Below are 22,398 nucleotides of genomic sequence, written 5' to 3'. Positions count from 1 at the left end.
GGAGCTCCGCCGGCGGGGCCTGGCGGCGGTGCCGCTCGACGCACGGGTCCACAAAGCGTCACATTGCGCTGGATGATGTTTGACACGGCCACCAGGCCTCGATAGGAGACGTTCATGCCGCAGACTCCCGAGGAAGAATCCCTGGGCACGCTGGTCGCCCAGGCGAGCAGTCACATCTCGTCCTTGATCCGCTCGGAGATCGAGCTGGCCAAGGCCGAGTTCAGGTTCGACGCCAAGCGGGTCGGCATGGCGGGCGGGTTGTTCGCCGCCGCCGCCTTCATGGCGCACCTGTGCCTGATCCTCGCCTCGTTCACGATCGCGTTCGTGCTGGCCCAGTGGCTGCCGAACTGGGCGGCCTTCCTCATCGTGACCGTGTTCTACCTGCTGGTCGCGGGTCTGCTGGTGTTCATCGGGATCCGAAGGCTCAAGGGGCTGGCCGGGATGAAGCGTACGGCCAGGTCGATCAAGGGACTCAAGGAGATCGCCACGCCCGAGGAGCAGGCGCTGCCCGAGCCGGTGAGCCGAGATGGCAGCTGACGAGTCCGTCGTACAGATCCCCGGCCCATGGACGCACCGCTCGGTGCACGCGGGTGGCACCCGCTTCCACGTCGTCGAGGCGGGCGAGGGGCCGCTGGTGTTGTTGCTGCACGGGTTCCCGCAGTTCTGGTGGACCTGGCGGCACCAGCTTCCCGCACTCGCGGGGGCCGGATATCGGGCGGTCGCGGTGGATCTGCGCGGCTATGGCGGCAGCGACAAGCCGCCGCGCGGCTACGACCTGCCGACGCTGGCCGCCGACGCCACGGGGCTGATCAGGGCCCTGGGCGAGACCGGGGCGATCGTGGTGGGGCACGACTGGGGCGGGCTGCTGGCCTGGACGATGGCCGTGCTCGACCCCAAGTGTGTGCACCGGCTGGTCGCCGTCTCCGCCCCGCACCCCCTGCGCCTGCGCAACGCCCTGTTGACCGACCCCTTCGGGCAGCTCAAGGCCAGCGGGCGGGCGATCGCCTTCCAGCTCCCGCTGCTGCCCGAGCGACGGCTCACCCGTCACGACGCGGCGCTGGTGGGCCGGTTGCTGGAGGAGGGGTCGCGGCCCGGCTGGCCGGAGCCCGCGGAGTCGCGCACCTACCGCGAGGCGTTCGGGATCCCGGCCGTGGCCCACTCCGCGCTCGAATATCACCGCTGGTTCGGCCGCTCCCAGCTCCGCCCCGACGGCCGTCGTTACGCCAGGGCCATGCGTACCGAGGTCGAAGCCCCCACACTCCACCTGCACGGAGCGCTCGACCCGAGTGTCCTGCCGCGTACGGCGCAGGGTTCGAGCCGCTACGTCGCGGCACCCTACCGGTGGCGGCTGCTCGAAGGAGCCGGCCACTTCCCCCATGAGGAGATTCCCGACGTGTTCGACACCGAGTTGCTCGGCTGGCTGAACGATCCGGAGCCCGACCGATGAGAGATCGCGACCCCGAGGGCAAGCCGCGCAACGCCAGACCGCGCGACGCGTACGGCAGGCCGCTCCCCTACGGCTCCCCCGGCCTGCCCAGGGTCCCAGACGACTACGCCCCCACCACCGAACAGGCGCTGGCCGACGGCCGCCGCTTCCTCGACGAGGGCCTGCCGTTCAACGCGCACGAGGTGTTCGAGGGACGCTGGAAATGCGCTCCTGAGGAGGAGCGGGAGTTGTGGCAGGGGCTCGCGCAGATCTGCGTCGGGCTGACGCATCTGCAGCGCGGCAACGGGCGCGGCGCGGTGACCCTCTTCAGCCGGGGGGCGGCCAAGGCGCAGTCGTACGGGGGCGCGTACGACCCCGTCGGCAAGGCGGCCTCCGCCCTGACCCAGGACAGCGACCCCGTCGAGGCCGTCACCCTGATCCTGGACAGACTCCCCCACTAGGCGAGCGCCGAGCGCCCCGCGATCAGCGCGAACGTGGCGGCCGCCGCGCGCCGCACCGCCGTGTCCACGGCCTCCTCCCCTTGGCCGAACATGCCCAGGTGGAGCAGCGCCGCGTGCCCGTGCGCGGTGGCGGCCACGGCCGTCCCGAGCGCCTCCGCGACCGCCGGGTCACCACCCGACAGGGCCATCCCGGCGTCGTGGAAGGCCTCCTTCACCGGCTGGGCCGCCCGCTCGAACTCCGGCTCGCCGACCGGCGTCCGCGTGCCGAACACCGCCTCGAACATCGTGCGATGCTTGGCCGCGAAACGCACATAACCCCTGGCGACCGCCACCAGCCGCTCCTCGGGCGAGTCGCCGCCGCGCTCGGCCGTCACGGCGGCGACCAGCAGCTCGCCCGCGCGTACCCCGACCGCGAGCAGCAGTTCCTCGCGGTCGGCGAAGTGCCGGTAGGGGGCGCTGACGGCGACCCCGAGCCGTCTGCTCGCCTCCGCCAGCGAGAACCCCTGGACGCCCTGCTCGGCGATCAGCTCCATCGCGGTGTCGATGAGCGCGGCACGCAGGTCGCCGTGGTGGTATCGGTCACGTTTGGTGGTTCTCGGCACCGCCTCAGGCTAGCGACAGCTCGTTCAGTCTGCCGATCTCGGCCTCGGTGAGCTGGAACTCCATCGTGGCCGCCGCCTGCGCCGCCTGCCTGGGCTTGGACGCGCCGGGAATGGCCACGACCGTGTCGCCGTAGCGGGTGATGACCCAGTTGACCGCCACCTGCGAGATGGAGACGCCGTACGCCTGGCCGATCGAGCGCATCTCGTCGATCAGCGGCTGGGTGCGGGCGAGCCCCTGGGCGCTCAGTTCGCGGCGGCCGAAGACCCGGCGCATCACCGGCGCGGATCGGGTCAGCGCGGGGTCGTCGTGGAAGCGCCCGGTGAGCAGGCCGCCGTCCAGCGGCGAGTACGCGATCAGCGTGACGCCCAGCCGGCGCGCGGTGTCCAGGACGCCGTCGCGCTCGACGTGCCGGTGCAGCAGGCTGATGCGCACCTGGTTGGAGGCCAGTGTGACGCCCTCGGCCGCGAGCACCCGGTGGGCGAGTTCGAGCCGGCGGGCGGAGAAGTTGCTCACCCCGACCGAGCGGATCCGGCCGGCTTTGAGCAGCCTCGCCATGGCCTGGAGCTGGGCCGGGATGCTCGACAACGAGCCGAAGGGGAAGTGGATCTGGTGCAGGTCCACGGGGAAGCCGCCGAGGTGGCGCAGGCGGTCGCCGATCGTCCTGGTGATGCTCGCGGCCGTGCGCCCCACCGGCGACCACTTGGTGGCCACCGCCACCTCGCCCGGCGCGATGCCGCACGACTTCAGCGCGGCGGCCAGCACCGCCTCTGAGGTGCCGTTGCCGTACATCTCGGCGGTGTCGAACCACGTGACGCCGCCGTCGAGCGCCGCCCGCACGACGGGCACGGCCATCTCCTGGTCGAGGGGCCTGACCATCCACCGGGTCATGTTGCTCGTGCCGGCGAACTGCATGCATCCCAGGCCGATGGGGCTGATCTCGATGTCGGTCTTGCCGAGCCTGCGTGTCCTCATGCCTGACCCTCCATGTGATTGCCTATCACATTGTGAGAAGCTATCACATCAGGGCGTGGGCAAAAGAGCCCTTGGGGCTCCAGATGACCTAGTCGCACTCCTGCGTGCTGGCCGGCGTGGTGTCGGTGCGCCCCGCCGCGGCGTCGGGGGCGACCTCCTCGGCCGTCAGCACGTAGCCGGTCTGCTCCTCGTTGATCGCCGCGGCGAAGATCACGCCGTAGACCCGGCCGTCCACCGTGAGCAGCGGCCCGCCGGAGTTGCCCGGCAGCACCTCGCCCCTGATCGCGTACACCTTCCGCCTGACCGTGTTCTCGCGGTAGATGTCGGGGCCCTCGGCGTCGAGCTGGCCGCCGATCCTGGCCGGCTTGGCGGTGAACCCCTGGTCCTTCGGGAAGCCGGCGATGATCGAGTTGTCGCCGCGGCCGCCGTCGCCGTCGAAGCTGAGCTCCGGCAGGTCGAGGCCGGGGACGTACAGGACGGCGATGTCGCGCCGGGGGTTGTAGCGCACCACCGTGGCCGTGTGGCGGACGTCCTTGGAGTCGATGACCTGCAGATCACGCGTGACACCCGCGACGACGTGGGCGTTGGTCATGATCCGGTTGGGGGCGTAGACGAAGCCGGTGCCCTCGATGTGCTTGTTGCAGCTCTCCGCGTTGCCCTGGACCTTGACGATCGCCTGGCGGGCGCGCCCCAGCTTGGCGCCCTGCAGGACGCTCTGGTCGGGCGGCTGTACGTCGATCAGCTGCCCGCCCCCGATGGCGTCGAAGACCGGCGGGAACTCGGAACGGTCGATGAACTTCTTGAACGGCTGCTGCCAGTTGCGCGCGGTCTGCGGGATGGCGTCGTCGACCGTGGTCAGCAGCGCGGAGTTCTTGACCTGGTCGACCAGCGGGCTGAACGACGTGGAGACGATCAGCGAGCCGATCAGCCAGGCGATCACCAGGACCGACAACGCGCTGGCGAACGTGCCGCCGATCGCGTCGGCCACCTTGGCCGGCTCCCACGTGACGTGGCTGCGCACGACGGCGCCCAGGGTCGAGGAGGCGAACTGCCCGATCGTCGCGGCCAGGAAGACGATGACGATGGCCAGCAGCGCCTGCGGCGTGTCACCGTCGACCAGGGACTTGGAGATCGGGGGCGCGATGAACACGCCCAGCACGGCACCGCCCACGAACCCCACGAAGCTCATCGCCCCGATGATGAAGCCCTGCCGGAAACCCGAGATGCCGAAGGCGATCACGAGGCCGATCAAGATGAGGTCAAGCAGATCACCGTACACGTCTCAAAGGTAACCAGCGATACGGTCAAGTGTGCACGTCTTCGATCAGGACGGCGTCACTCACCTGGCTACCTTGGGCGGTATGCCGCCCGACGAGGCTACAGCCCACGATCTCATCCAGGCTGCTCTGCGCGACACCGACCCTGACGGGCCGCTGCGCTGGCACGTGATCTCGTTGCTGCGTCAGCGGGGCGACCTGGAGTCGTTCATCGAGGCCAGGCGGCTGTGCGCCGCCGACACCGTCGAGGAGCGGCTGCTCGGCGTGGACATCATGGGGATGCTGGGGCCGTTCGTGGACCGCACGCTGCCGGTGCTGCGCTATCTGGCCGCCAGCGAGGAGGACGCCATGGTGCTCTACTCGGTGCTGATCGCGTTCGGGCATCTGGCGGACCCGCGCTCGCTGCCGTCCGTGATCGACCTGGCCGCTCACGAGGACGCACGAGTGCGGTACGGGGCCGCGTACGCGCTGCAACACGTCCTCGGCAACCCGCCGGACCGCGCCGGCCTGGCCACGCTGCGGACCCTGGCGGCCGACAGCGACGCCGACGTGGCCGGCTGGGCCTCGCTCGGCGTCGCACTCAGAGCGGCCCTCTAACTCGCTCGGGGTCGCCCTCAGAGCGGCCCTCTACCTCGCTCGGCGTCGCACTCAGAGCGGCCCTCTAACCGCGTGAGGCCATGTTGACCACCTCGGGCGGCAGGTCCTCCGTCCGGGTGGCGTCCCAGGGCCGTTCGAGCCCCGCCTCGCGCAGCACCGTGTCCAGCACCATCGCCGTGAACCCCCACACCAGCATCCCGCGCACCCGGAACGCCGGCCCCGCCGTGCCCCTGGGATGTTGCAGCGTGACCCGGTTGCCGGGATCGACCAGCTCGGCGATCGGCACGCGCTCGACCGAGTCGACCTCGTCGGGCGAGGCCGCGTGCACCGCCGACGGCTCGCGCCACCAGGCGATCACCGGCGTGACCCGGTTGTCGCTGTAGGGGAGGTAGAGCTCCGGCATCGTGCCCAGCACGTGCACCCCGCGCGGATCGGCTCCCGTCTCCTCCTCGGCCTCGCGCAGCGCCGCCTCGATCGGCCCCGCGTCCTCGGTGTCAACGCCGCCGCCTGGGAAGGCCGGCTGCCCTGCGTGCCTGCGACCGCGCGTGCTGCGCTGGATGAGCAGCACGTCGGGACCGTGCGGGCCCTCGCCGAACAACATCAGCACCGCCGCCTCACGGCCGCGCCCGGCGGGTGGCCGGAGTGAGCGGGGAACTCGGATCCGCTGCGCTTGCGCCGCAAGGGTCTCCAGCCAGTCGGGCACTTGGGTCACGCATCCTCCAACACGCCGGGCCCCCGATGACTTCCCGTGTTCAGGAGAAGGGGCCGGATCTGACGAGCTTCGTGGCCTCGGCGGGGGCGGTGGGGCCGGCGCCGTAGGAAGGGCAGAGGGCGGCCAGCGGGCACACGCCGCACGCGGGCCGGCGGGCGTGGCAGATGCGGCGGCCGTGCCAGATCACCCGGTGGGAGAAGATCGTCCACTCGCGTCTGGGCAGCAGTTCGCCCACGCAGTGCTCGATCTTGACGGGGTCGGTCTGCTCGGTCCAGCCGAAGCGGCGTACGAGCCGCTGGAAGTGGGTGTCCACGGTCAGCCCCGGCACGCCGAAGGCGTTGCCCAGCACCACGTTGGCCGTCTTGCGGCCCACGCCGGGCAGCGTGACCAGGTCTTTCAGCTTGCCGGGGACCTCGCCGCCGTAGCTCTCGCAGACCGACTGGGCCATGCCGATGATGCTGTTGGTCTTCGCGCGGAAGAAGCCGGTCGAGCGGATGATCTCCTCCATCTCCGACCGATCCGCACCGGCATAGTCCTCCACGGTTGGATATTTCGCGAAGAGGATGGGGGTGACCATGTTGACCCGTTTGTCCGTGCACTGGGCGGAGAGGATGGTCGCCACCAGCAACTCCAGCGGGTTGCGGAAGTCCAGCTCGCAATGGGCGTCCGGATAGGTCTCCGCCAGGATGCGGTTCATCTTTCGCGCCCGCCGGACCAGTGCGAGCTGGGTCTCAGGCTTGCGCCCCGCCGCGTTCGTCGCCATGTCGTAAGCGTAGGGGTTGAACCAAGGAGGGGTCCTCTCGCGTACAACCTGGCGCGTGGAAGGGGGTCGGTCATGGGTGACCAGGGAGCGACGCTGGCGGAGTTCGTCCGGCAGGGAGGGCCGCTGAGCGGCCAGGCGCTGCACCGGCTGGCGGTGAGCTGCGTGGCCGCCATGGCCAAGCTGCACGCGCGCGGCACCGCGGGAGTCCGGCTCGGCAAGGAGAGCGTGGCGCTCGGGACGCGGGGCCAGGTGCTCATCGGCTGGCAGAGCGCCGAGGACGGGTCCGGGGCGGCGGAGGACGTACGGGCGTGGGCGGACCTCGTGGTCTTCGCCGCGACCGGCTCCGAGCACGGCGACACCGCCGTGCTGCCGCCCGCGCTGCGGATCGCCGTCGAGCAGTGCCGCCGTCCCGACGCCGCCGCCCGTCCACAGGCTGTGGACGTGCTCAGGGTCCTGCTCGGCCGCTCCGTCGCCGCGGCGGTGGCCTCTGTGGACGGTCTGCTGCGCAGAGCGGGTTGACAACCCGGTCGCGGTACGAATAAGGCCTTCCGGTACTTTTCCCCCGGGACTCGGCTCACCTGGGCAGGCCAGACCACTCCGGCATTCCCATAACCTGTGTGTGCCACCCGGAGTGGGGTGAGTCACAATGGCAGCAGAGGAGGCAGAGTGAACACCGAAGATGTGCTGGGCAAGGCCCCCCTGTTCGCCGCGCTGGACCGCGAGAGCGCCGCGGCGCTGCGTACGAGCATCACCGAGGTCCAGCTGTCCAAGGGACAGACGCTCTTCCACGAGAACGAGACGGGCGACCGCCTCTACGTCGTGCTGGAAGGCAAGATCAAGCTTTCCCGCACCTCCCCGGACGGGCGGGAAAACCTGCTGAGCGTCCTGGGGCCGAGCGAGATGTTCGGCGAGTTGTCGCTGTTCGACCCGCGGCCGCGCACGGCCACGGCGACGGCGCTGACCGAGGTGCGCCTGGCCGGGCTGGGCCACGACGACCTGCGGCCCTGGCTGACCGGCCGGCCCGAGGTGGCCCTCCACCTGCTGCGCGCGCTCGCGCAGCGGCTGCGCAGGACCAACGACGTGCTGGCCGACCTGGTCTTCACCGACGTTCCCGGGCGGGTGGCCAAGCAGCTGCTCGACCTGGCGGAGCGGTTCGGCACCAAGACCGACGACGGCCTGCGGGTGCACCACGACCTCACCCAGGAGGAGCTGGCGCAGCTCGTCGGCGCCTCGCGGGAGACGGTCAACAAGGCGCTGGCCGACTTCGCGCAGCGCGGCTGGCTGCGGATCGAGGCCAAGGCCGTGGTCATCCTCGACATGGACCGGCTCTACAACCGGTCGAGATAATCAAGCTGGGCAACGACTGACATCTCGGCGGCGGGCCAGAGCGAGCGGTCGACGTCGGCGTACACGATCTTGACGATCTGGCGCGGCGTGCGGGCGCCCTGCTCGCGCGCCGCCCTGATCTGGTCGAGGCGCTCGCGCCGGTGCGCGATGTAGCCGTCGAGCGCGCCGATCGGGTCGGGCAGCACCGGGCCGTGTCCCGGCAGCAGTGCCAGCGCGTTCAGGCTCTCGGCCACGGCCCTGAGCTTGTCGAGACTGCGGAGATAGTCGGCCAGCCCGCCGTCGCGGGCGACGATCGTGGTGCCCCTGCCGAGCACGGTGTCGCCGGTCAGCATCGCCCGGTCCGCGGGCAGCCAGAAGCACAACGAGTCGAACGAGTGGCCCGGGGTGCCGTACACGTGGATCTCCAGGCCCGCCACCTTCACCACGTCGCCGTCGGCGAGTCCCTCGTCGCCGAGCCGGTGGCGCGGGTCCAGGGCCCGCACGGGCGCGTTCACCATGCGCGCGAAGCGCCTGGCGCCGCCGCTGTGGTCGAAGTGGCCGTGGGTGAGCAGGATCTCGGTGACGCGGCGCTCTCCGAGGTGCTCGGCGACGCGGCGCAGGTGCGACTCGTCATCGGGTCCCGGATCGACGACGACCACCTCCTCGCCGGCCCCGATCATCCAGGTGTTGGTGCCGTCGAGGGTCATCGCCGAGGGGTTGGGGGCGAGCAAATTCTCGGCGTGTTCGGTACGCGACCCGTCGGGCGTGTCGATCGGAATGTAAAGACCGCTCATGACGTCACCAGCCGCATCTCACCCTCGATCTCCACGGCTCTCGGCATGATCGTCACGATCTCACGGGGCGCGGCCAGGACCCCGGCCACGCTGTCGTAGGCGGACAGCTCGCTCAACGTCCGGTACGTCGGCGGCATGAGGAAGATCTCCCCCTGGTGCGCCAGCTCAATCGACTCACCCGGCCGCTGCCAGACGACCTGGTCGGCCTCCCCGCCCACGTCACGCGTACGTTGCCCCTCGGGCAGCACGGCGACGAAGAACCGCGTGTCGAACCGTTTGCGCTCGATCTCCGGAGTGATCCAGTGCGCCCACGGCTTGAGCAGGTCGGAGCGGAGCACCAGCCCGCGCCGGGACAGGAAGTCGGCGAAGCCCAGGCTGTGGTCGATCAACGCCAGCCGATCGGCCTCCCAGTCCTCCCCCGTCGTGTCGGCCACCACGGAGCCGGGCCCCGGCCCCGCCAGGAGCACGCCCGACTCCTCGAACGTCTCCCGTACGGCCGCGCACACCAGCCCGCGCGCCAGCCGTTCCCCGGCGTGGAAGACCTCGCCCCACTCGGCCGGGGACGGCCCGGCCCAGGCGACGGCCTGATCGGTGTCGCGCACGTCCACAGAGCCGCCGGGGAAGACGTAGGCGCCCGCGGCGAAGGCCATCGTTGCCTTGCGCCGCAGCAGGTAGACCTCCGGCCCCGGCCGCAGGAGCACCACCGTGGCGGCGTCCCGCGCCGGCGCCGGTCGCACCCGCCCGGCCAGGACGTCGCGTGCCCGGGCGGCGAGTTCGGCTGGAAGCGGCAATCCAGTCACATGACCTCCTTCTAGAACATCACTCGGTCATGGTGACATATGCCCAATTAGCCGACTTCGACGATCAGCTCCACCTCGACCGGCGCGTCGAGCGGCAGCGCGGCGACGCCCACGGCGCTGCGCGCGTGCTTGCCCTGCTCCCCGAACACCTCGGCGAGCAGGTCACTGGCGCCGTTGGCCACCTGCGGCTGCCCGGTGAAGTCGGGAGCGCTGGCGACGAACACGACGACCTTCACGATCCGCCGCACCCTGGACAGCTCGCCTATCTCGCCCTTGACCGCGGCCAGCGCGTTGAGCGCGCAGACGCGAGCCTGCGCCTTGCCCTCGTCGACGCCCAGGTCGGTGCCGAGCTTGCCGGTCTGGTGCAGCTTGCCCTCCAGCATCGGCACCTGACCCGAGGTGTAGACGAGGTCTCCGGTGCGCACGGTGGGGACGTAGGAGCCCACCGGCGCGACGGGCGCGGGCAGCGTGTAACCGAGCTCCTCGATCTTCTGCTCCGGGGTCACTGCTTCTCCTTCTTGAAGTAGGCGACGAGCTGCTCGGGCGTGGGGCCCTGCACGATCTGGACGAGCTCCCAGCCGTCGGCGCCGAAGTTGTCGAGGATCATCTTGGTGTTGTGGATCAGCACGGGGGCTGTGAAGTACTCCCATTTCTTCATGGGGGCAGCTTATTGTGAGCAATCTCAAACGGTGGTCGTCGGCTTCCGGCAAGTGACCGTTCGGTAGCCTCGAAACGTGGACTCTCCGGACACGGATTGGGCCGACGTACGGCTGCACGTCGTCACCGGCAAGGGCGGCACCGGCAAGACGACCGTCGCCGCCGCCCTCGCCCTCGCCCTGGCCTCAGGCGGACGCAAGGTGCTGCTCGTGGAGGTGGAGGGCAGGCAGGGCATCGCGCAGATCTTCGACCTGCCGCCGCTGCCCTACGAGGAGCGCAGAATCGCGGTCGCGCCCTCGGGCGGCGACGTTTACGCGCTGTCCATCGATCCCGAGGAGGCCATGCTCGAGTACATGGAGATGTTCTACGGGATGCGCAGGGCGGGCCGGGCGCTGACCAAGATGGGCATCGTCGACTTCGCCACCACCGTGGCCCCAGGCTTCCGCGACGTGCTCGTGACGGGCAAGACCACCGAGGCCGTACGCAGGCGCGCCAGGAACGGCCGCAGGGTCTACGACGCGGTCGTGCTCGACGCGCCGCCCACGGGCCGCATCACGCGCTTCCTGAACGTCACCAAGGAGGTGGCGGGCCTGGCCAAGGTCGGCCCCATCAAGAACCACTCCGACCTCGTCAGCGGCGTCGTGAAGTCCCCGGAGACGGCTGTGCACTTCGTCACGCTGCTGGAGGAGATGCCGGTGCAGGAGACGCTCGACGGCCTGGCCGAACTGCGCTCCGCCGGTCTTCCCGCGGGTGGGATCTTCATCAACATGGTCCGCGAGTCGCTCCTGCCCCAGGCCGCACTTGACATGGCTGTCAAGGACCGGTTCGACGCCGGCGAACTCGCCCTCGGGCTCAAGGCCACAGGCGTGGCCGACGGCGCCCAGGCCACGGCGCTGGCCGAGGCGCTCGCCGCGGAGGTCGTCGAGCACGCCCACCGCACGGAGCTGGAGCGCGCCGAGCGCGAGTCGCTGGCCGGGGCCGGACTGACGAGCTACGAACTGCCGCTGCTGGCCGACGGCGTGGACCTGGCCGGCCTGTACGAGCTGGCGGAGAGCATGCGCACCCAGGGAGCAGCGTGAAGAAGCCCACCCGGCTGGAGATCGACGCGATCCTCGACGACCCGGGCACCAGAATCATCGTCTGCTGCGGCGCCGGCGGGGTGGGCAAGACCACGACCGCGGCGGCGCTGGGCCTGCGGGCCGCCGAGCGCGGCAGGTGCGCGGTCGTGCTGACCGTCGACCCGGCCAAGCGGCTGGCCCAGTCGATGGGGCTGACCGAGCTGGACAACACCCCGCGCCTGATCACCTCACCGGAGGGCGACGGCCAGCTCTACGCCATGATGCTCGACATGAAGCGCACGTTCGACGAGATCATCGAGGCGCACGCCGACCCGGTGCGGGCCAGGCAGATCCTGTCGAACCCCTTCTACCAGTCGCTTTCCTCCAGCTTCTCCGGCACGCAGGAGTACATGGCCATGGAGAAGCTGGGCCAGCTCCGCCGCTCGGACGAGTGGGACCTGATCATCGTCGACACGCCGCCCTCGCGCTCGGCACTTGACTTCCTGGACGCGCCCGAGCGGCTCGGGCGCTTCCTCGACGGCCGGTTCATCCGGCTGCTGACCGCTCCGGCCAAGGCCGGTGGGCGCAGCGCGTTCCGACTGCTCAACGCCGGGTTCGGGTTGATGGCCGGGGCCATGACGAAGTTGCTGGGCGCGCAGGTGATCAAGGACCTGCAGACGTTCGTGTCCGCGCTCGACGCGGTGTTCGGCGGGTTCAGGCAGCGGGCCGAGATGACCTACCGGCTGCTCCAGGCGCCGGGCACGGCCTTCCTGGTGGTGGCCGCGCCCGAGCGCGACGCGATGCGCGAGGCGTCCTACTTCGTGGAACGCCTGGCTGAGGAGCGCATGCCCCTGGCTGGCCTGGTGGTCAACCGGGTGCACGAATCGCCTGCCTCGGCACTCTCGGCCGCCCGCAGCGCAGCCGCTGCGGAGGACCTGGAGTCGAGGGGCGAGCATGAACTCACCGCGGCAGTGCTGCGGCTGCACGCCGGGCGAATGCAGCTCGCCGCCCGCGAAAGCCGCGAGCAGGAGCATTTCATCTCGGCCCACCCCACGGTGCCCGTGGTGCAGGTCCGCGCCATGTCCGAGGATGTCCACGATCTGACGGGTCTGCGGCAGATCGGGGACCTGTTGGCGACCGCATAGAAAGTACGGCCGGCTGTGTGAGGCCGGCCGTACGCGGTCGCCGGGCTGGGGTCAGCCCGCGATCAGCTCGTTGGTTCGTTCGTACTCTTCCTTGGCGGACTCGAGTAGTTCACGCCATGAGTCCACGTCGGGTCGCCGCCTGAGCAGCGCACGTCGTTCCCGTTCTGTCATGCCGCCCCAAACCCCGAACTCGATGCGGTTGTCCAACGCATCGGCGAGGCATTCAGTGCGGACCGGGCAACCCCGGCAGATGAGCTTGGCTCTGTTCTGCGCGGCGCCCTGCACGAACAGGGCATCCGGATCCGCACCCTTACAGGCGGCACGGGAGGTCCAATCCGTGATCCACATTTTCGACCCCACTCCCCTTAGGTGGTCAGTCGTCATTTGGGGCCGACGGGCGCGGGCGCCGAGCCTCCATATTCAGTTGCCGCAGGGAGAACGTACGCAACTAGACGTTCGGGCCGACAGACCCCAGAGGACCAATTTCTCGCGGCAGTCTTGACCGGGAATGACTAGTCACCCCCATCAGTCAAGGTGAAATGGTGTCGTGCTACCGGATTGGTCAGTCTTTCCACGTACTCTTGATACCGTGCAAGCGCGTGGCAAAGATCGCTCCAACCCCGTCCTCGGCGTCCTGCGCCTCGTCATCGCCGGGGCAGCCGCTGGAGTGCTCGCGGCGGCGGTGGCGCTGCCGGCGGTCGGCGGAGCGGGAATGTCCACCAAGACCGCAGTGGAAGGGCTCAATCTCAAGCCCGAAGAGCTCAACGAGCCCCCTCTGCCCGAGCGGACGCTCCTCATGGACGCGAACGGCAAGCAGATCGCACAGTTCTACTTCGAGAACCGCCAGGTCGTGCGCCTCGACCAGGTCTCCACGATCATGCAGACCGCGCTGATCGCGATCGAGGACTTCCGTTTCTACCAGCACGGGCCGATCGACGTGGAGGGAACCGCCAGAGCGCTCATCAAGAATTTGAGCACCGGTGGCGTGACCCAGGGTGGTTCGTCGATCACCCAGCAGTATGTCAAGCAGGTTCTGGTCAACGCGGCCGAGACGCCCGAGGACCAGGCGGCGGCCATCGCGCCCACGGTCTCCCGCAAGCTGGCCGAACTGCGCTACGCGATGGCGATCGAGAAGAAGTACTCCAAGAACCAGATTCTCGAGAAATATCTGAACATCGCCTACTTCGGCGCGGGCGCCCACGGCGTCCAGGCGGCGGCCAGGCGCTTCTTCGACAAGCCGGCCGCCAAGCTCACCCTCGTCGAGGCCGCCACGCTCGCCGGCGCCGTCCAGAACCCGGCCAGGACCGACCCCAACATCGGCCCCGAGTCCCGCGCGCGACTGCTGGAGCGGCGCAACCTCGTGCTGGACCGGATGGCCGAGATCGGCAAGATCACGGTCCAGGAGGCCGCCGAGGCCAAGTCGAAGAAGCTGGGCTACAAGGACGTCAAGGTGCCCGGCGGCTGCGAGGCCAGCAAATATCCGTACTTCTGCCTCTACGTCCAGTACGAGATCCTCAACAACGAGGACTTCGGCAAGGACCAGGACGACCGCAGGAAGCTGCTCCAGCGCGGCGGTCTGACGATCAAGACCACGATCGACCCCAAGATGCAGGCGGCCGCCGAGAAGGCGATCAAGAAGTACGTCAGCTCCAAGGACAAGCCCGTGGCCTCGCAGGCCATGGTCGTCCCCGGCACCGGCGAGATCAAGGCGATGGCCGCCTCGCGGAAGTTCGGCGGGAGCAAGAAGAAGAACGAGATGAGCTACAACATCGTGGCCGACGCGGCGCACGGCGGCGGTCGCGGGTTCCAGCAGGGCTCGACGGCCAAGGTCTACACGCTGGCCGCGGCGCTGGAGGAGGGCCTGAAATACGGCGACGGCTTCCCCGCCCCGTCCGGATACCAGGCCGGCGGCTACAGCACGTTCAAGAACTGCAAGGGCCAGAACGTCGGAGACCCGACGCACACCGTACGCAACTCCAGTGAGGGCGGCGGCGGCTTCAAGACCCTGCAGACCGGCACCTGGGGCTCGGTGAACACCTTCTTCGTCAAGCTGGAGCAGCGGGTCGGGCTCTGCGACGTGGTCAAGATGGCCAAGAAGCTCGGCGTCAAGCGGGCCGACGGGCAGAAGTTGTCCGAGGTCGAGACGTTCACGCTCGGCGTCAACGAGGTCGATCCCATCACCATCGCCAGCTCCTACGCGGTCTTCGCCTCGCGCGGCCAATACTGCAGGCCGCTGGCCATCACCGAGATCAAGGACAGGGACGGCAAGGCCAAGCAGTACAAACCGAAGTGCTCCCAGGTGCTGGAGGAGGAGGTCGCCGACGCGGTCAGCGGCATCCTGTCCGGCGTGTTCACCAAGGGCACCATGGTCGACGTCGGCGGCATCGGGCGCGACGCGGCGGGCAAGACCGGGACGACCGACAACTACATGTCGGCCTGGTTCTCCGGTTACACCCCCAACCTCTCCTCCGCCGTCAGCCTGGGCGACCCGCGCGGCACCTCGGCCCACAAACTGATCGGGATCACGATCGGCGGGCGCTACTACCCGTACGTGTACGGCTCGTCGATCTCCGGGCGCATCTGGAAGGACTCGATGCTGACCGCGCTCAAGGGGATCGAGCCGACCGAGTTCAGCTCGGTGGACCAGTCGCGCTTCGGGGGATGCACGGAGAACTGCGCGCCCAAGCCGAAGAAGGAGCGAGAGGACGAGCGGTCGGGCAATCCGTTCGACATCTTCAACCCGGACGACAGGGGCGAGCCGCCACCCGGCTTTGACGGCCGCGACGGCCGCGGCGGCGACGGGCGCGGGCGCGGTGGCGCAGCGGGTCCCATAACACCCGCTGGCTAGCCCTGAGGGCTGGTTTGAGCCGGTTGGGCCGCCCCGGAGGGGTTGGGGTGGCCCGGCACCGGCGACAGGGGCTCTCGGGGCCCCACAGGACGGCCGACTACTCGGCGGCCAGCTTCGCCCATACGGCGAGGTGGGCTACTCGGCGGCCAGCTTCGCCTGTACGGCGAGACGAGCTACTTGGTGGCCAGCTTCGCCCGTACGACGGCGGCGACGCGGCCGCCCTCGGCCCGGCCGGCGACCTTCGGGTTGACGACCTTCATGACCTGCCCCATGGCCTGCGGCCCCACGGCGCCCGTCTCGGCGAGCGCGGCCTCGACCAGCTCGGCCAGTTCCTCGTCGGAGAGCTGCGCCGGCAGGTACTCCTCCAGCACCGCGTGCTCGTCGAGCTCCGCCTGAGCCTGCTCCGCCCGCCCCGCGTTGCCGAACGCCTCCGCCGCCTCGCGCCGCTTCTTGGCCTCCCTGGTCAGGACCTTGATGACCTCGTCGTCGGACAGCTCCCTGGCCGTCTTGCCGGCCACCTCCTCGACGTTCACGGCGGCCAGGGCCATCCGGACCGTACGGAGGCGTACCTCGTCCTTGCTCTTCATCGAGGCCGTCAGATCGGCCTTCAGCTTGTCCTTCAATGCGCTCATGCGCTCCATCTTGCCGTCTGAGCGGACCCTCCTGTCGCACGAGCGGTAGCCTCACGCCGGATCTCGGGCATCATGAATACGTGAGGAAAGCCGTCGCAGTGCCCCTGTCCATGCTCGGTCTCGGCCTGGCCGGGCTGGGTTACGCCTCCGTGGTGGAGCGCAACTGGTTCCGTCTGCGCCGCTTCGACGTCCCTGTGCTGGAGCGCGGCCAGCGTCCCGTGCGCGTCCTCCACCTGTCGGACCTGCACCTGACGCCGGGCCGTACGATGCTGATCAACTGGGTCCGCTCGCTCGGCGCCCTGGAGCCCGACCTGGTCGTCAACACCGGCGACTCGATCGCGCACCCCGAGGCCGTCCCCTCGCTCCTGCACGCCCTGGAGCCCCTGCTCTCCCGCCCCGGCCTGTTCGTCTACGGCTCCAACGACCTCTACGCCCCGAAGCCGAAGAACCCGGCCCGCTACCTGTGGCGCACCTCCAAGAACGAGCGCCGCCAGCACGTCCCCAGCCTCCCGTGGGAGGAGCTGGGAGCGGGCATGGCCTCCGAGGGCTGGCTCGACATGAACAACACCACGGCCCGCATCAAGGTGGGCGACCTGGACGTGGCCGTGGCGGGCATCCACGACTCCCACATCTCCCGCGACCGCTACGACCTGGTCGCGGGCCCCGCCCCGGAGGACGCCGACCTCCGCCTGGGCGTCATGCACTCCCCCGAGCCCCGCAACATGACCCGCTTCGCCGCCGACGGCTACCAACTCCTGCTGGCCGGCCACACCCACGGCGGCCAACTCTGCATCCCGTTCTACGGCGCCCTGGTGACCAACTGCGGCATCGACCGCGCCCGCGTCAAGGGCCTGAGCCGTCACGACTCGGCCTGGCTCCACGTGTCCGCCGGCCTCGGCACCTCCCCGTACGCCCCGGTCCGCTTCGCCTGCTTCCCGGAGGCGACCCTTCTCACGCTGGTTCCCCGGAGATAAAGGCGGTCACAAGCACCTTGGAAGTCCGCTAGACTTTTCCAAGCACGCGCACGACGAAGGCGTGCGACCGGGGTGTAGCGCAGCTTGGCAGCGCGCTTCGTTCGGGACGAAGAGGTCGTGGGTTCAAATCCCGCCACCCCGACAGTATCGCCGCAGGTAGAAGGCCGCTTCCGAAGGTCGGAAGCGGCCTCTTCCGTCTCCTGAGTGACCAACTGCGTGACTACCGTCCGCCGACCGTCACTCCACCTGCCCGGCAATGAGCAGATCTGTCCCCAGGGATGGCTACCGTGTTTGGATCAGGTCACCGCGCTGAAGGGTGGTCACATGCGAGATGCCTCCGACTCGGTCGGGCAAACCAACAAGTCCTTCGATGAACTGCTCAGCAGGAACGATCTAACCGACGATCAGCGAAAGCACCTCCGCGCCGAAGCCGCGCTCGGGCATGCCGCCGCTCTGCTGGTCCTTCGAGGCCAAACAGCCGTAGCTGAACTCTTGCTGGAAGTGAAGGGCGCCTACATCGAGTGGGACCCTGAGTCACAGGAGGAAGACCTGTGGCTCGAAGTTAGACCCGAACACCAGAGCCTTTTCACGGAGGAGATTACAAAGCAAGTCCGAGATACATGTGTGGAGGTCTCCAACCGTCGTGATTACGGCGTCGGCTGGGTAGGAGTTCGCGAGATATTGCCTTCCGTTGGCCCGCAGTGGCGAGAGCAGGTAAGGGAACGCATCTCAGGAAAGCAGCAGAGCAATCAAGCTCGACTGGTCCGAGTCGAAACACCTCGATACACCGAGGACTCCCTGGCCTTCACCAATAGTGGCGAGTTGACGGTGTATCGAGCGCTCAAGAAGATTCAGGAAACGGAGCTTCCCTCCGACGACACCATTGGCATCCTCCCACTGCCTGGAGGCCGTGTATTGGGCCGCACATGGGAGCCAGATGTTGTGGTGACATATCGTGGGCGCGCTGGCGTACTAGAGATCGACGGCCCACACCACAACGGCCGCAGGGCGCTGGACACGACAAGGGAGCATCTCCTCCGGGACGTTGGAGTCGCCTTTGTGGACCGTATCCCGGTGGAGGTTGTTAGCAACCCGACAGAACTCTGGGCAAGCTTGCTGCGCTTCATCAAGCGTCTAGGGGAAACAAAGTAGCGACGCCATCTGGCGCGGACCATCGAATGACCGCGCCAGATGATATGCTCATTTCTCTCGGAAGATCTGGTCCATTGCCGTAGCGCCACCCTGAAGCACTGGGCGAATCTGTTTCCGATACACCGCCTCGGTAACAGCGGTACTACTGTGCCCCACGAGGCGTGAGATTTCCTCTAGCGAGATCCCATTATCCGAGAGCAGCGAGACAAAGCTGTGACGAAGCTCGCGCGGCGTCCATTGCATTGGATCCACGCCTTCAGCGTCTTTGATGGCGTTGCGAAAGCCGCGCCGGACGTTGGCAGCATCCAAGGGCTTACCTGTGGCGGACGAGAACACAAGGCTCGTTGCCATCCAGTTTTTGCCCTCCTCCTGTTGCCGGGCGTCCCGGTGATGCCGAAGGAGATCCACGCAGCGTTTGGGCAATGCGAGAGTACGGCGTGACTTCCGAGTCTTGGTGTCTCCCCCAGCCCGTACGGAGCGCCACACTGCCACGTGAGGCGGCACGGGCGGATGTGCATCCGGATCACCATCCAGGTCTACGTGATCCCATGTGAGCGCTCGTAGCTCTTCTGTACGTGCGCCAGTAAGCAGGGACAGGACGATGTAGGCATACATTTTGGAGCCTTCAGCAGCCTTCAGTACGGCTTCCGCCTGTGCGAAGGTCAGCGCCTTGGAAGGGCGGCCCGACTTGCCCTTCGGGACTGAGGACAGCGTCACGACGTTCCGCTTCACCTTGTCTCGGGCCATCGCTCGTTTGATTGCACGGTTGAGGCAGCCGTGGAGGCCCTGGAGAGTCCGTGTACTGAGTGTCTTCGTCTTGGTAGCGAGCCACTTGTCCACGTCTTCCGCACTCAGGTCCCGGAGCTTCCGAGCGCCCAAGGCCGGGATGATGTGCATCCTGCAGAGGATCGTGCAGGTCTTCACCGTGGCGGGGTCCCGACCGTTCAGGCCGTAGGCCAGCCAGTCGTTCACTGCACGCTCCACGGTGTAGTCGGCCGGTGCGATGGCCAGGCCGTCTTCGTAGTCGCGGAGGACCTCCTTGAGCTTATTCTTGGCTTCGGTCTTGGTTTTGCCACTCCCCCGTTTCACGATGCGCTTGCCGCTGGGGTCGTAGCCGAGGCTGGCGGTGGCGATCCAGCGTTGGCGCTTGTCGTCCCAGTGCAGGCCGCCGTCTCCTCTGCTGCGTCGCTTGGTCATCAGGCTGCTTCCTCTGCTTCCTTTTCCAGGAGGGCGATGTAGTCACGGATGGCACCGGCGGTGATGAGGCGGGCGCGGCCTTGCTTGACCGAGCGCAGGCGGCCGGTGCGGATCTGGTCGTAGATGACGGTTCGGCTCATGCGGAGCAGGCGCATGGCGTCGGTGACGCGGTAGAGCTGGGTGTCGGCGAGCCGGACGCTGTCCGGCGGTGAGGTGGTCACAGGTGGGTCTCCTCATCGGCGGGGACAGCGGGGACAGGCAGCAGGGCCGGTTGTCCCTCGGGGTGATTGGCATTGGTGCTGGTCGCGGTGTGGTCGGGGACTGCAGGGACGCCGGGGACGGCTCCCTGGGGTGGTGTCCCGGGGAGGCGGTAGTGACCGGTGGCGTTCACGCAGAGCTGGCCGTCGGCGTTCATCCGCTGGCAGGTCTTGCGGACGTTCTCGTGGGACAAGCCGGTGGCGTCGGAGATGGCCTTGGGCGTGCTGTTCGGGTTGGCGCGGACGTGGCGGGCGATGGCGGCTCGGGTGTCGGACAGGGTGTGGTCTTCGGGTGGGCCGTCCAGGAGTTGCCAGATGCCGACGGCGGGTTGGAAGGCCATGGCGTACTCGGCCTCTTCGACGTCGCGGCCGGTGACGTGCAGGACGCCGTCAGCGGTGCCTCGGGCGCGTTTGAGGACGAGGGTGGCGTCGGCGGCTCCGGCGATGCCGTTGGTGCCGGAGACTTCGCTCAGAAAGTCTTCTGAGGCCATCTTGCGGACGTGGTGGACCAGGACGACGGCGACGCCGTAGGTGTCGGCCAGGCGCTTGACGCGGCTCATGGCCGTGTAGTCGGCGTCGTAGGCGGACAGGCCGGGCGCGGTGTTGCCTCGGATCTTGGCGAAGACGTCGATGACGACCAGGCGGGCGTTTGCGTTGCGTTCCAGCCAGCGGGCGATGGCCTCTTCCCCGCCCTGCGGGAGGGTGGGGCAGGTGGTGGCCAGGGTCAGGTCCTTGGGTGCGGGCTGGCCTCCGAGGATCTTGCCCATGCGGTTCTGGAGACGGCGGGCGGTGTCCTCAAGGGCGAGGTAGAGGACCGGGCCGGGTTCCAGTTCGATGACTTCCAGGGCTTTGGCGCCGCCGGCGACGGCTATCCCGAGGCCGAGGCTGAGCCAGGACTTGCCGACCTTGGGCGGGCCTGCCAGCAGGCTCAACCCTTCGGCGATGATCCCGGGAACCGCCCAGCGGGGCTCGGGGAAGGTCATGGCCATCAGTTCGTCTGCGGTCCAGGAGGTGCGGAACGGTACGGCATGGCTGGGTGCTTGGACGGCATCACCGTTGACCAGGCGCAGGTGTGTGGGCTGGTCGGTCATGCGGCCACCGTCCGGGGCCGGCGGGCTCCGGCGCGCAGGCCGGAGGCGATGGTGCGCTGGGCCTCGCGGCAGGGCTGGCCGATCTGCGTGGCTGCCTCCGAGAGCCACGAAGTGACGGCGGCGGCGTTCAGTTCGCCTCCGGCGACGAGTTGGCCGAGCGCGACGGACGCCAGGTAGAGCGCGTTGTTGTGGCCGTGGGGTGGTGAGCTGGCCACCCGGTCCAACTCACCGACGACGGCGGCGCGGATGTAGGAGCCGTGGCGGTCGGACGCGAGCGGCACGGTGATCGGCTTCTGTGGTGGTAGCGGGGCTGGGCGTAGTCGTTCGACCAGCCAGGCCGGGAGTGGTGCGGGTGGTATCGGGTGCAGGACTTGGTAGGTGCCGGTGGCGTCGCGGTCGGTGACGTGGCTGCCGGGGCCGACGACGTAGCCGCCGTTGGCGCGGGTGTCGATCAGCCAGCCGAGGCCGCCGTTGCCGCCTTGGGTGTTCGTCAGGGTTACTCCCTTGGGTGCGGTGAAGTACAGGTGCAGGCCGCCGCGTCGGGTGCGGACCTGGAAGGTCTCCAGCGGCAGTGGCTGTCCGGCCTGCTCGCACAGGGCGGCAAGGACGTCAGCGCCGTCTCGGATTCCTGGACCATTCCACTGCGATGGTGGTTGCTCGTCGTGCTTGGGCTGGTCGAGATCGATGACGACGAGGTTGGACGGGCCGGTGGCGATGCCGATGTTGTACGGGCGTTGCCAGATGCGGCGGATGGTGGCCGGGTCGGCGGTGGTGCGGTGTTGCCAGGCGGTGAAGCCGCGGGGCGGGGTCTTGCCGTTCGGTGCGAGTGGGAAGACGTGCCAGCCTCGGGCGGCGGCCGCGAGGGCGTAGCGGGTCAAGTTCATGATCGGCATGGGTGCTCCAGTCAGCGGGTGGTGTCGCGGTGCAGGGCGCGGACGTGGTTCCAGAGGTGGCGGCCGATTCGCAGGCGGAGGCCGGTGGCGTGGCAGCGGCGGCAGTCGTGGGTGCCTCGTCCGATGCGGTTGGGCAGGTGGCGCTTGCCCTGGCACTTCCGGCAGGTGTCGAACGGGCGAATCCAGCAGATGATGGCGTAACGGAAGGTGAAGAACAGGATGAAGATGATCACTGCGCTAGCGATGAGCGTGGCAGGGTCCATGGGTGGCCTCCTAGGCCGTTGTTGGGTGTCGTCAAGGGAGGGCGCTAGCGTGCTAACGCCCTAGCCAGGGCTTATTTCTGCTGCTAGCGGGGGTGCTAGCGATAGCAGGGTCAGCCGCTAGCGCTAGCACCCGCCGGCGGGGTCACTCCGTGCCGGTTCGCCGGTTACGTTCCGCGATGGCATCGGTGAGGTCGTCCAGGCGGATGCCGCGCCTGGTCACGGCCTTGCCGTCGATGCGACGGCCGATCGCCTGGACGGGTACGCCGTGCGGCTTGAGTGCGGTGGTGAGCTGTTCGGACGCCCAGCCGGTGTAGAAGTCGGGGCGCAGTTCGGCCAGACGGGTGCACAGGGTCTCGTTCCAGACGGCGGTCTCGCCTGCGGGCCAGATCTGGGCTACGTCGGTCAGCAGGTCGAAGGTGGGTGCGTCGGTGCGGGTCTGGGTGCCCTCCTCGGGCAAGGTGCCGGCCAGGCCGCGTAGCTGCATGGCGCGGGCTACGACC

27 protein-coding genes, 1 tRNA gene and 1 pseudogene are annotated in these 22,398 nt (G+C 68.8%); 12 read left to right on the top strand and 17 right to left on the bottom strand.

Annotated features, from left to right (window positions below; genetic code table 11):
• Nucleotides 1-114: 114 nt before the first annotated feature.
• From ACFPZ3_RS48215 to ACFPZ3_RS48205, 3 genes are read left to right on the top strand one after another with little or no spacing between them, the layout of a single operon-like run.
• A complete protein-coding gene (locus tag ACFPZ3_RS48215; protein WP_379521148.1) occupies nt 115-537 on the top strand; it encodes a phage holin family protein in 423 nt (140 codons plus the stop codon).
• Nucleotides 527-1,447: an alpha/beta fold hydrolase gene (locus ACFPZ3_RS48210; RefSeq protein WP_379521147.1), complete on the top strand. Its 921-nt coding sequence runs from the start codon at nt 527-529 to the stop codon at nt 1,445-1,447. The genes ACFPZ3_RS48215 and ACFPZ3_RS48210 overlap by 11 nt, the downstream gene beginning before the upstream one ends.
• Complete coding sequence (locus ACFPZ3_RS48205) at nt 1,444-1,887, top strand: DUF309 domain-containing protein (RefSeq protein ID WP_379521146.1); 444 nt, start codon at nt 1,444-1,446, stop codon at nt 1,885-1,887. The genes ACFPZ3_RS48210 and ACFPZ3_RS48205 overlap by 4 nt, the downstream gene beginning before the upstream one ends.
• On the opposite strand, the gene ACFPZ3_RS48200 is transcribed toward ACFPZ3_RS48205, so the two are convergent.
• The 3 genes from ACFPZ3_RS48200 to ACFPZ3_RS48190 all read right to left on the bottom strand — a co-directional run bounded on the left by ACFPZ3_RS48200 (nt 1,884) and on the right by ACFPZ3_RS48190 (nt 4,741).
• Nucleotides 1,884-2,489: a TetR/AcrR family transcriptional regulator gene (locus ACFPZ3_RS48200; RefSeq protein WP_379521145.1), complete on the bottom strand. Its 606-nt coding sequence runs from the start codon at nt 2,487-2,489 to the stop codon at nt 1,884-1,886. The genes ACFPZ3_RS48205 and ACFPZ3_RS48200 overlap by 4 nt on opposite strands.
• A gap of 4 nt (nt 2,490-2,493) precedes the next feature.
• Nucleotides 2,494-3,462 (bottom strand): aldo/keto reductase, encoded by a 969-nt coding sequence (locus ACFPZ3_RS48195; RefSeq protein WP_379521144.1) that lies wholly within the window; start codon nt 3,460-3,462, stop codon nt 2,494-2,496.
• An 88-nt stretch (nt 3,463-3,550) separates the two neighbouring features.
• Entirely contained in the window at nt 3,551-4,741 is a 1,191-nt protein-coding gene (locus ACFPZ3_RS48190; protein ID WP_379521143.1) for a MarP family serine protease, read from the bottom strand.
• 82 nt (nt 4,742-4,823) lie between these two features.
• Here ACFPZ3_RS48190 and ACFPZ3_RS48185 point away from each other — a divergent pair, with 82 nt between their 5' ends.
• Nucleotides 4,824-5,336: a HEAT repeat domain-containing protein gene (locus ACFPZ3_RS48185; RefSeq protein ID WP_379521142.1), complete on the top strand. Its 513-nt coding sequence runs from the start codon at nt 4,824-4,826 to the stop codon at nt 5,334-5,336.
• Nucleotides 5,337-5,400: 64 nt separating this feature from the next.
• On the opposite strand, the gene ACFPZ3_RS48180 is transcribed toward ACFPZ3_RS48185, so the two are convergent.
• Nucleotides 5,401-6,048: an NUDIX hydrolase gene (locus ACFPZ3_RS48180; RefSeq protein ID WP_379521141.1), complete on the bottom strand. Its 648-nt coding sequence runs from the start codon at nt 6,046-6,048 to the stop codon at nt 5,401-5,403.
• A gap of 40 nt (nt 6,049-6,088) precedes the next feature.
• Nucleotides 6,089-6,811 (bottom strand): endonuclease III, encoded by a 723-nt coding sequence (gene nth, locus ACFPZ3_RS48175; RefSeq protein ID WP_379521140.1) that lies wholly within the window; start codon nt 6,809-6,811, stop codon nt 6,089-6,091.
• 72 nt (nt 6,812-6,883) lie between these two features.
• Here nth and ACFPZ3_RS48170 point away from each other — a divergent pair, with 72 nt between their 5' ends.
• Both ACFPZ3_RS48170 and ACFPZ3_RS48165 read left to right on the top strand, forming a co-directional pair.
• Nucleotides 6,884-7,330, top strand: a complete 447-nt coding sequence (locus ACFPZ3_RS48170; protein WP_379521139.1) for a hypothetical protein — start codon at nt 6,884-6,886, stop codon at nt 7,328-7,330.
• A gap of 147 nt (nt 7,331-7,477) precedes the next feature.
• On the top strand, nt 7,478-8,158 hold the full coding sequence (locus tag ACFPZ3_RS48165) for a Crp/Fnr family transcriptional regulator (protein WP_043629901.1): 681 nt from the start codon (nt 7,478-7,480) through the stop codon (nt 8,156-8,158).
• Here the strand turns inward: ACFPZ3_RS48165 and ACFPZ3_RS48160 are convergent.
• From ACFPZ3_RS48160 to ACFPZ3_RS48145, 4 genes are read right to left on the bottom strand one after another with little or no spacing between them, the layout of a single operon-like run.
• A complete protein-coding gene (locus ACFPZ3_RS48160; protein ID WP_379521138.1) occupies nt 8,140-8,931 on the bottom strand; it encodes an MBL fold metallo-hydrolase in 792 nt (263 codons plus the stop codon). The two genes, ACFPZ3_RS48165 and ACFPZ3_RS48160, sit on opposite strands and share 19 nt — an antisense overlap.
• Nucleotides 8,928-9,722, bottom strand: coding sequence for an NUDIX hydrolase (locus ACFPZ3_RS48155; RefSeq protein ID WP_379521223.1), 795 nt, complete (start codon nt 9,720-9,722; stop codon nt 8,928-8,930). Before ACFPZ3_RS48155 ends, ACFPZ3_RS48160 begins: the two co-directional genes overlap by 4 nt.
• A 56-nt stretch (nt 9,723-9,778) precedes the next feature.
• Nucleotides 9,779-10,237, bottom strand: a complete 459-nt coding sequence (locus ACFPZ3_RS48150; protein ID WP_379521137.1) for a RidA family protein — start codon at nt 10,235-10,237, stop codon at nt 9,779-9,781.
• Nucleotides 10,234-10,389: a DUF4177 domain-containing protein gene (locus ACFPZ3_RS48145; protein WP_379521136.1), complete on the bottom strand. Its 156-nt coding sequence runs from the start codon at nt 10,387-10,389 to the stop codon at nt 10,234-10,236. Before ACFPZ3_RS48145 ends, ACFPZ3_RS48150 begins: the two co-directional genes overlap by 4 nt.
• A gap of 76 nt (nt 10,390-10,465) precedes the next feature.
• Here ACFPZ3_RS48145 and bagA point away from each other — a divergent pair, with 76 nt between their 5' ends.
• Nucleotides 10,466-11,467, top strand: a complete 1,002-nt coding sequence (gene bagA / locus ACFPZ3_RS48140; protein WP_379521135.1) for an ATPase BagA — start codon at nt 10,466-10,468, stop codon at nt 11,465-11,467.
• Nucleotides 11,464-12,591 (top strand): ATPase BagB, encoded by a 1,128-nt coding sequence (gene bagB / locus ACFPZ3_RS48135; RefSeq protein WP_379521134.1) that lies wholly within the window; start codon nt 11,464-11,466, stop codon nt 12,589-12,591. Before bagA ends, bagB begins: the two co-directional genes overlap by 4 nt.
• Nucleotides 12,592-12,642: 51 nt before the next feature.
• On the opposite strand, the gene ACFPZ3_RS48130 is transcribed toward bagB, so the two are convergent.
• Complete coding sequence (locus tag ACFPZ3_RS48130) at nt 12,643-12,939, bottom strand: WhiB family transcriptional regulator (protein WP_020542548.1); 297 nt, start codon at nt 12,937-12,939, stop codon at nt 12,643-12,645.
• Nucleotides 12,940-13,180: 241 nt separating this feature from the next.
• On the opposite strand from ACFPZ3_RS48130, the gene ACFPZ3_RS48125 reads away from it, so the two are divergent.
• Entirely contained in the window at nt 13,181-15,439 is a 2,259-nt protein-coding gene (locus tag ACFPZ3_RS48125) for a transglycosylase domain-containing protein (RefSeq protein WP_379521133.1), read from the top strand.
• A gap of 173 nt (nt 15,440-15,612) precedes the next feature.
• Here ACFPZ3_RS48125 and ACFPZ3_RS48120 read toward each other — a convergent pair whose 3' ends face one another.
• A complete protein-coding gene (locus ACFPZ3_RS48120) occupies nt 15,613-16,071 on the bottom strand; it encodes a GatB/YqeY domain-containing protein (RefSeq protein ID WP_379521132.1) in 459 nt (152 codons plus the stop codon).
• Nucleotides 16,072-16,181: 110 nt separating this feature from the next.
• Here ACFPZ3_RS48120 and ACFPZ3_RS48115 point away from each other — a divergent pair, with 110 nt between their 5' ends.
• The 3 genes from ACFPZ3_RS48115 (at nt 16,182) to ACFPZ3_RS48105 (ending at nt 18,197) form a co-directional block, all read left to right on the top strand.
• Entirely contained in the window at nt 16,182-17,045 is an 864-nt protein-coding gene (locus ACFPZ3_RS48115) for a metallophosphoesterase (protein ID WP_379521222.1), read from the top strand.
• A gap of 68 nt (nt 17,046-17,113) precedes the next feature.
• Nucleotides 17,114-17,187 (top strand) — tRNA-Pro (locus ACFPZ3_RS48110).
• 182 nt (nt 17,188-17,369) lie between these two features.
• Nucleotides 17,370-18,197 (top strand): hypothetical protein, encoded by an 828-nt coding sequence (locus tag ACFPZ3_RS48105; RefSeq protein WP_379521131.1) that lies wholly within the window; start codon nt 17,370-17,372, stop codon nt 18,195-18,197.
• Nucleotides 18,198-18,245: 48 nt separating this feature from the next.
• Here ACFPZ3_RS48105 and ACFPZ3_RS48100 read toward each other — a convergent pair whose 3' ends face one another.
• From ACFPZ3_RS48100 to ACFPZ3_RS48075, 6 genes and pseudogenes are all read right to left on the bottom strand, one after another.
• Nucleotides 18,246-19,394, bottom strand: a complete 1,149-nt coding sequence (locus ACFPZ3_RS48100) for a tyrosine-type recombinase/integrase (RefSeq protein ID WP_379521130.1) — start codon at nt 19,392-19,394, stop codon at nt 18,246-18,248.
• Nucleotides 19,394-19,615, bottom strand: a complete 222-nt coding sequence (locus tag ACFPZ3_RS48095; RefSeq protein ID WP_379521129.1) for a helix-turn-helix domain-containing protein — start codon at nt 19,613-19,615, stop codon at nt 19,394-19,396. Before ACFPZ3_RS48095 ends, ACFPZ3_RS48100 begins: the two co-directional genes overlap by 1 nt.
• Nucleotides 19,612-20,742 carry an AAA family ATPase gene (locus ACFPZ3_RS48090; protein WP_379521128.1) on the bottom strand — a complete coding sequence of 377 codons (1,131 nt, stop codon included), beginning with the start codon at nt 20,740-20,742 and terminating at the stop codon, nt 19,612-19,614. The genes ACFPZ3_RS48095 and ACFPZ3_RS48090 overlap by 4 nt, the downstream gene beginning before the upstream one ends.
• Nucleotides 20,739-21,635: a bifunctional DNA primase/polymerase gene (locus ACFPZ3_RS48085; RefSeq protein ID WP_379521127.1), complete on the bottom strand. Its 897-nt coding sequence runs from the start codon at nt 21,633-21,635 to the stop codon at nt 20,739-20,741. The genes ACFPZ3_RS48090 and ACFPZ3_RS48085 overlap by 4 nt, the downstream gene beginning before the upstream one ends.
• 11 nt (nt 21,636-21,646) lie before the next feature.
• Nucleotides 21,647-21,898 (bottom strand): hypothetical protein, encoded by a 252-nt coding sequence (locus tag ACFPZ3_RS48080; RefSeq protein ID WP_379521126.1) that lies wholly within the window; start codon nt 21,896-21,898, stop codon nt 21,647-21,649.
• A 142-nt stretch (nt 21,899-22,040) separates the two neighbouring features.
• Nucleotides 22,041-22,398, bottom strand: a pseudogene (locus ACFPZ3_RS48075) (hypothetical protein); the annotation flags it as partial.

Source organism: Nonomuraea insulae (assembly GCF_042656245.1).
This window is presented reverse-complemented; position numbering and strand designations above follow the sequence as displayed.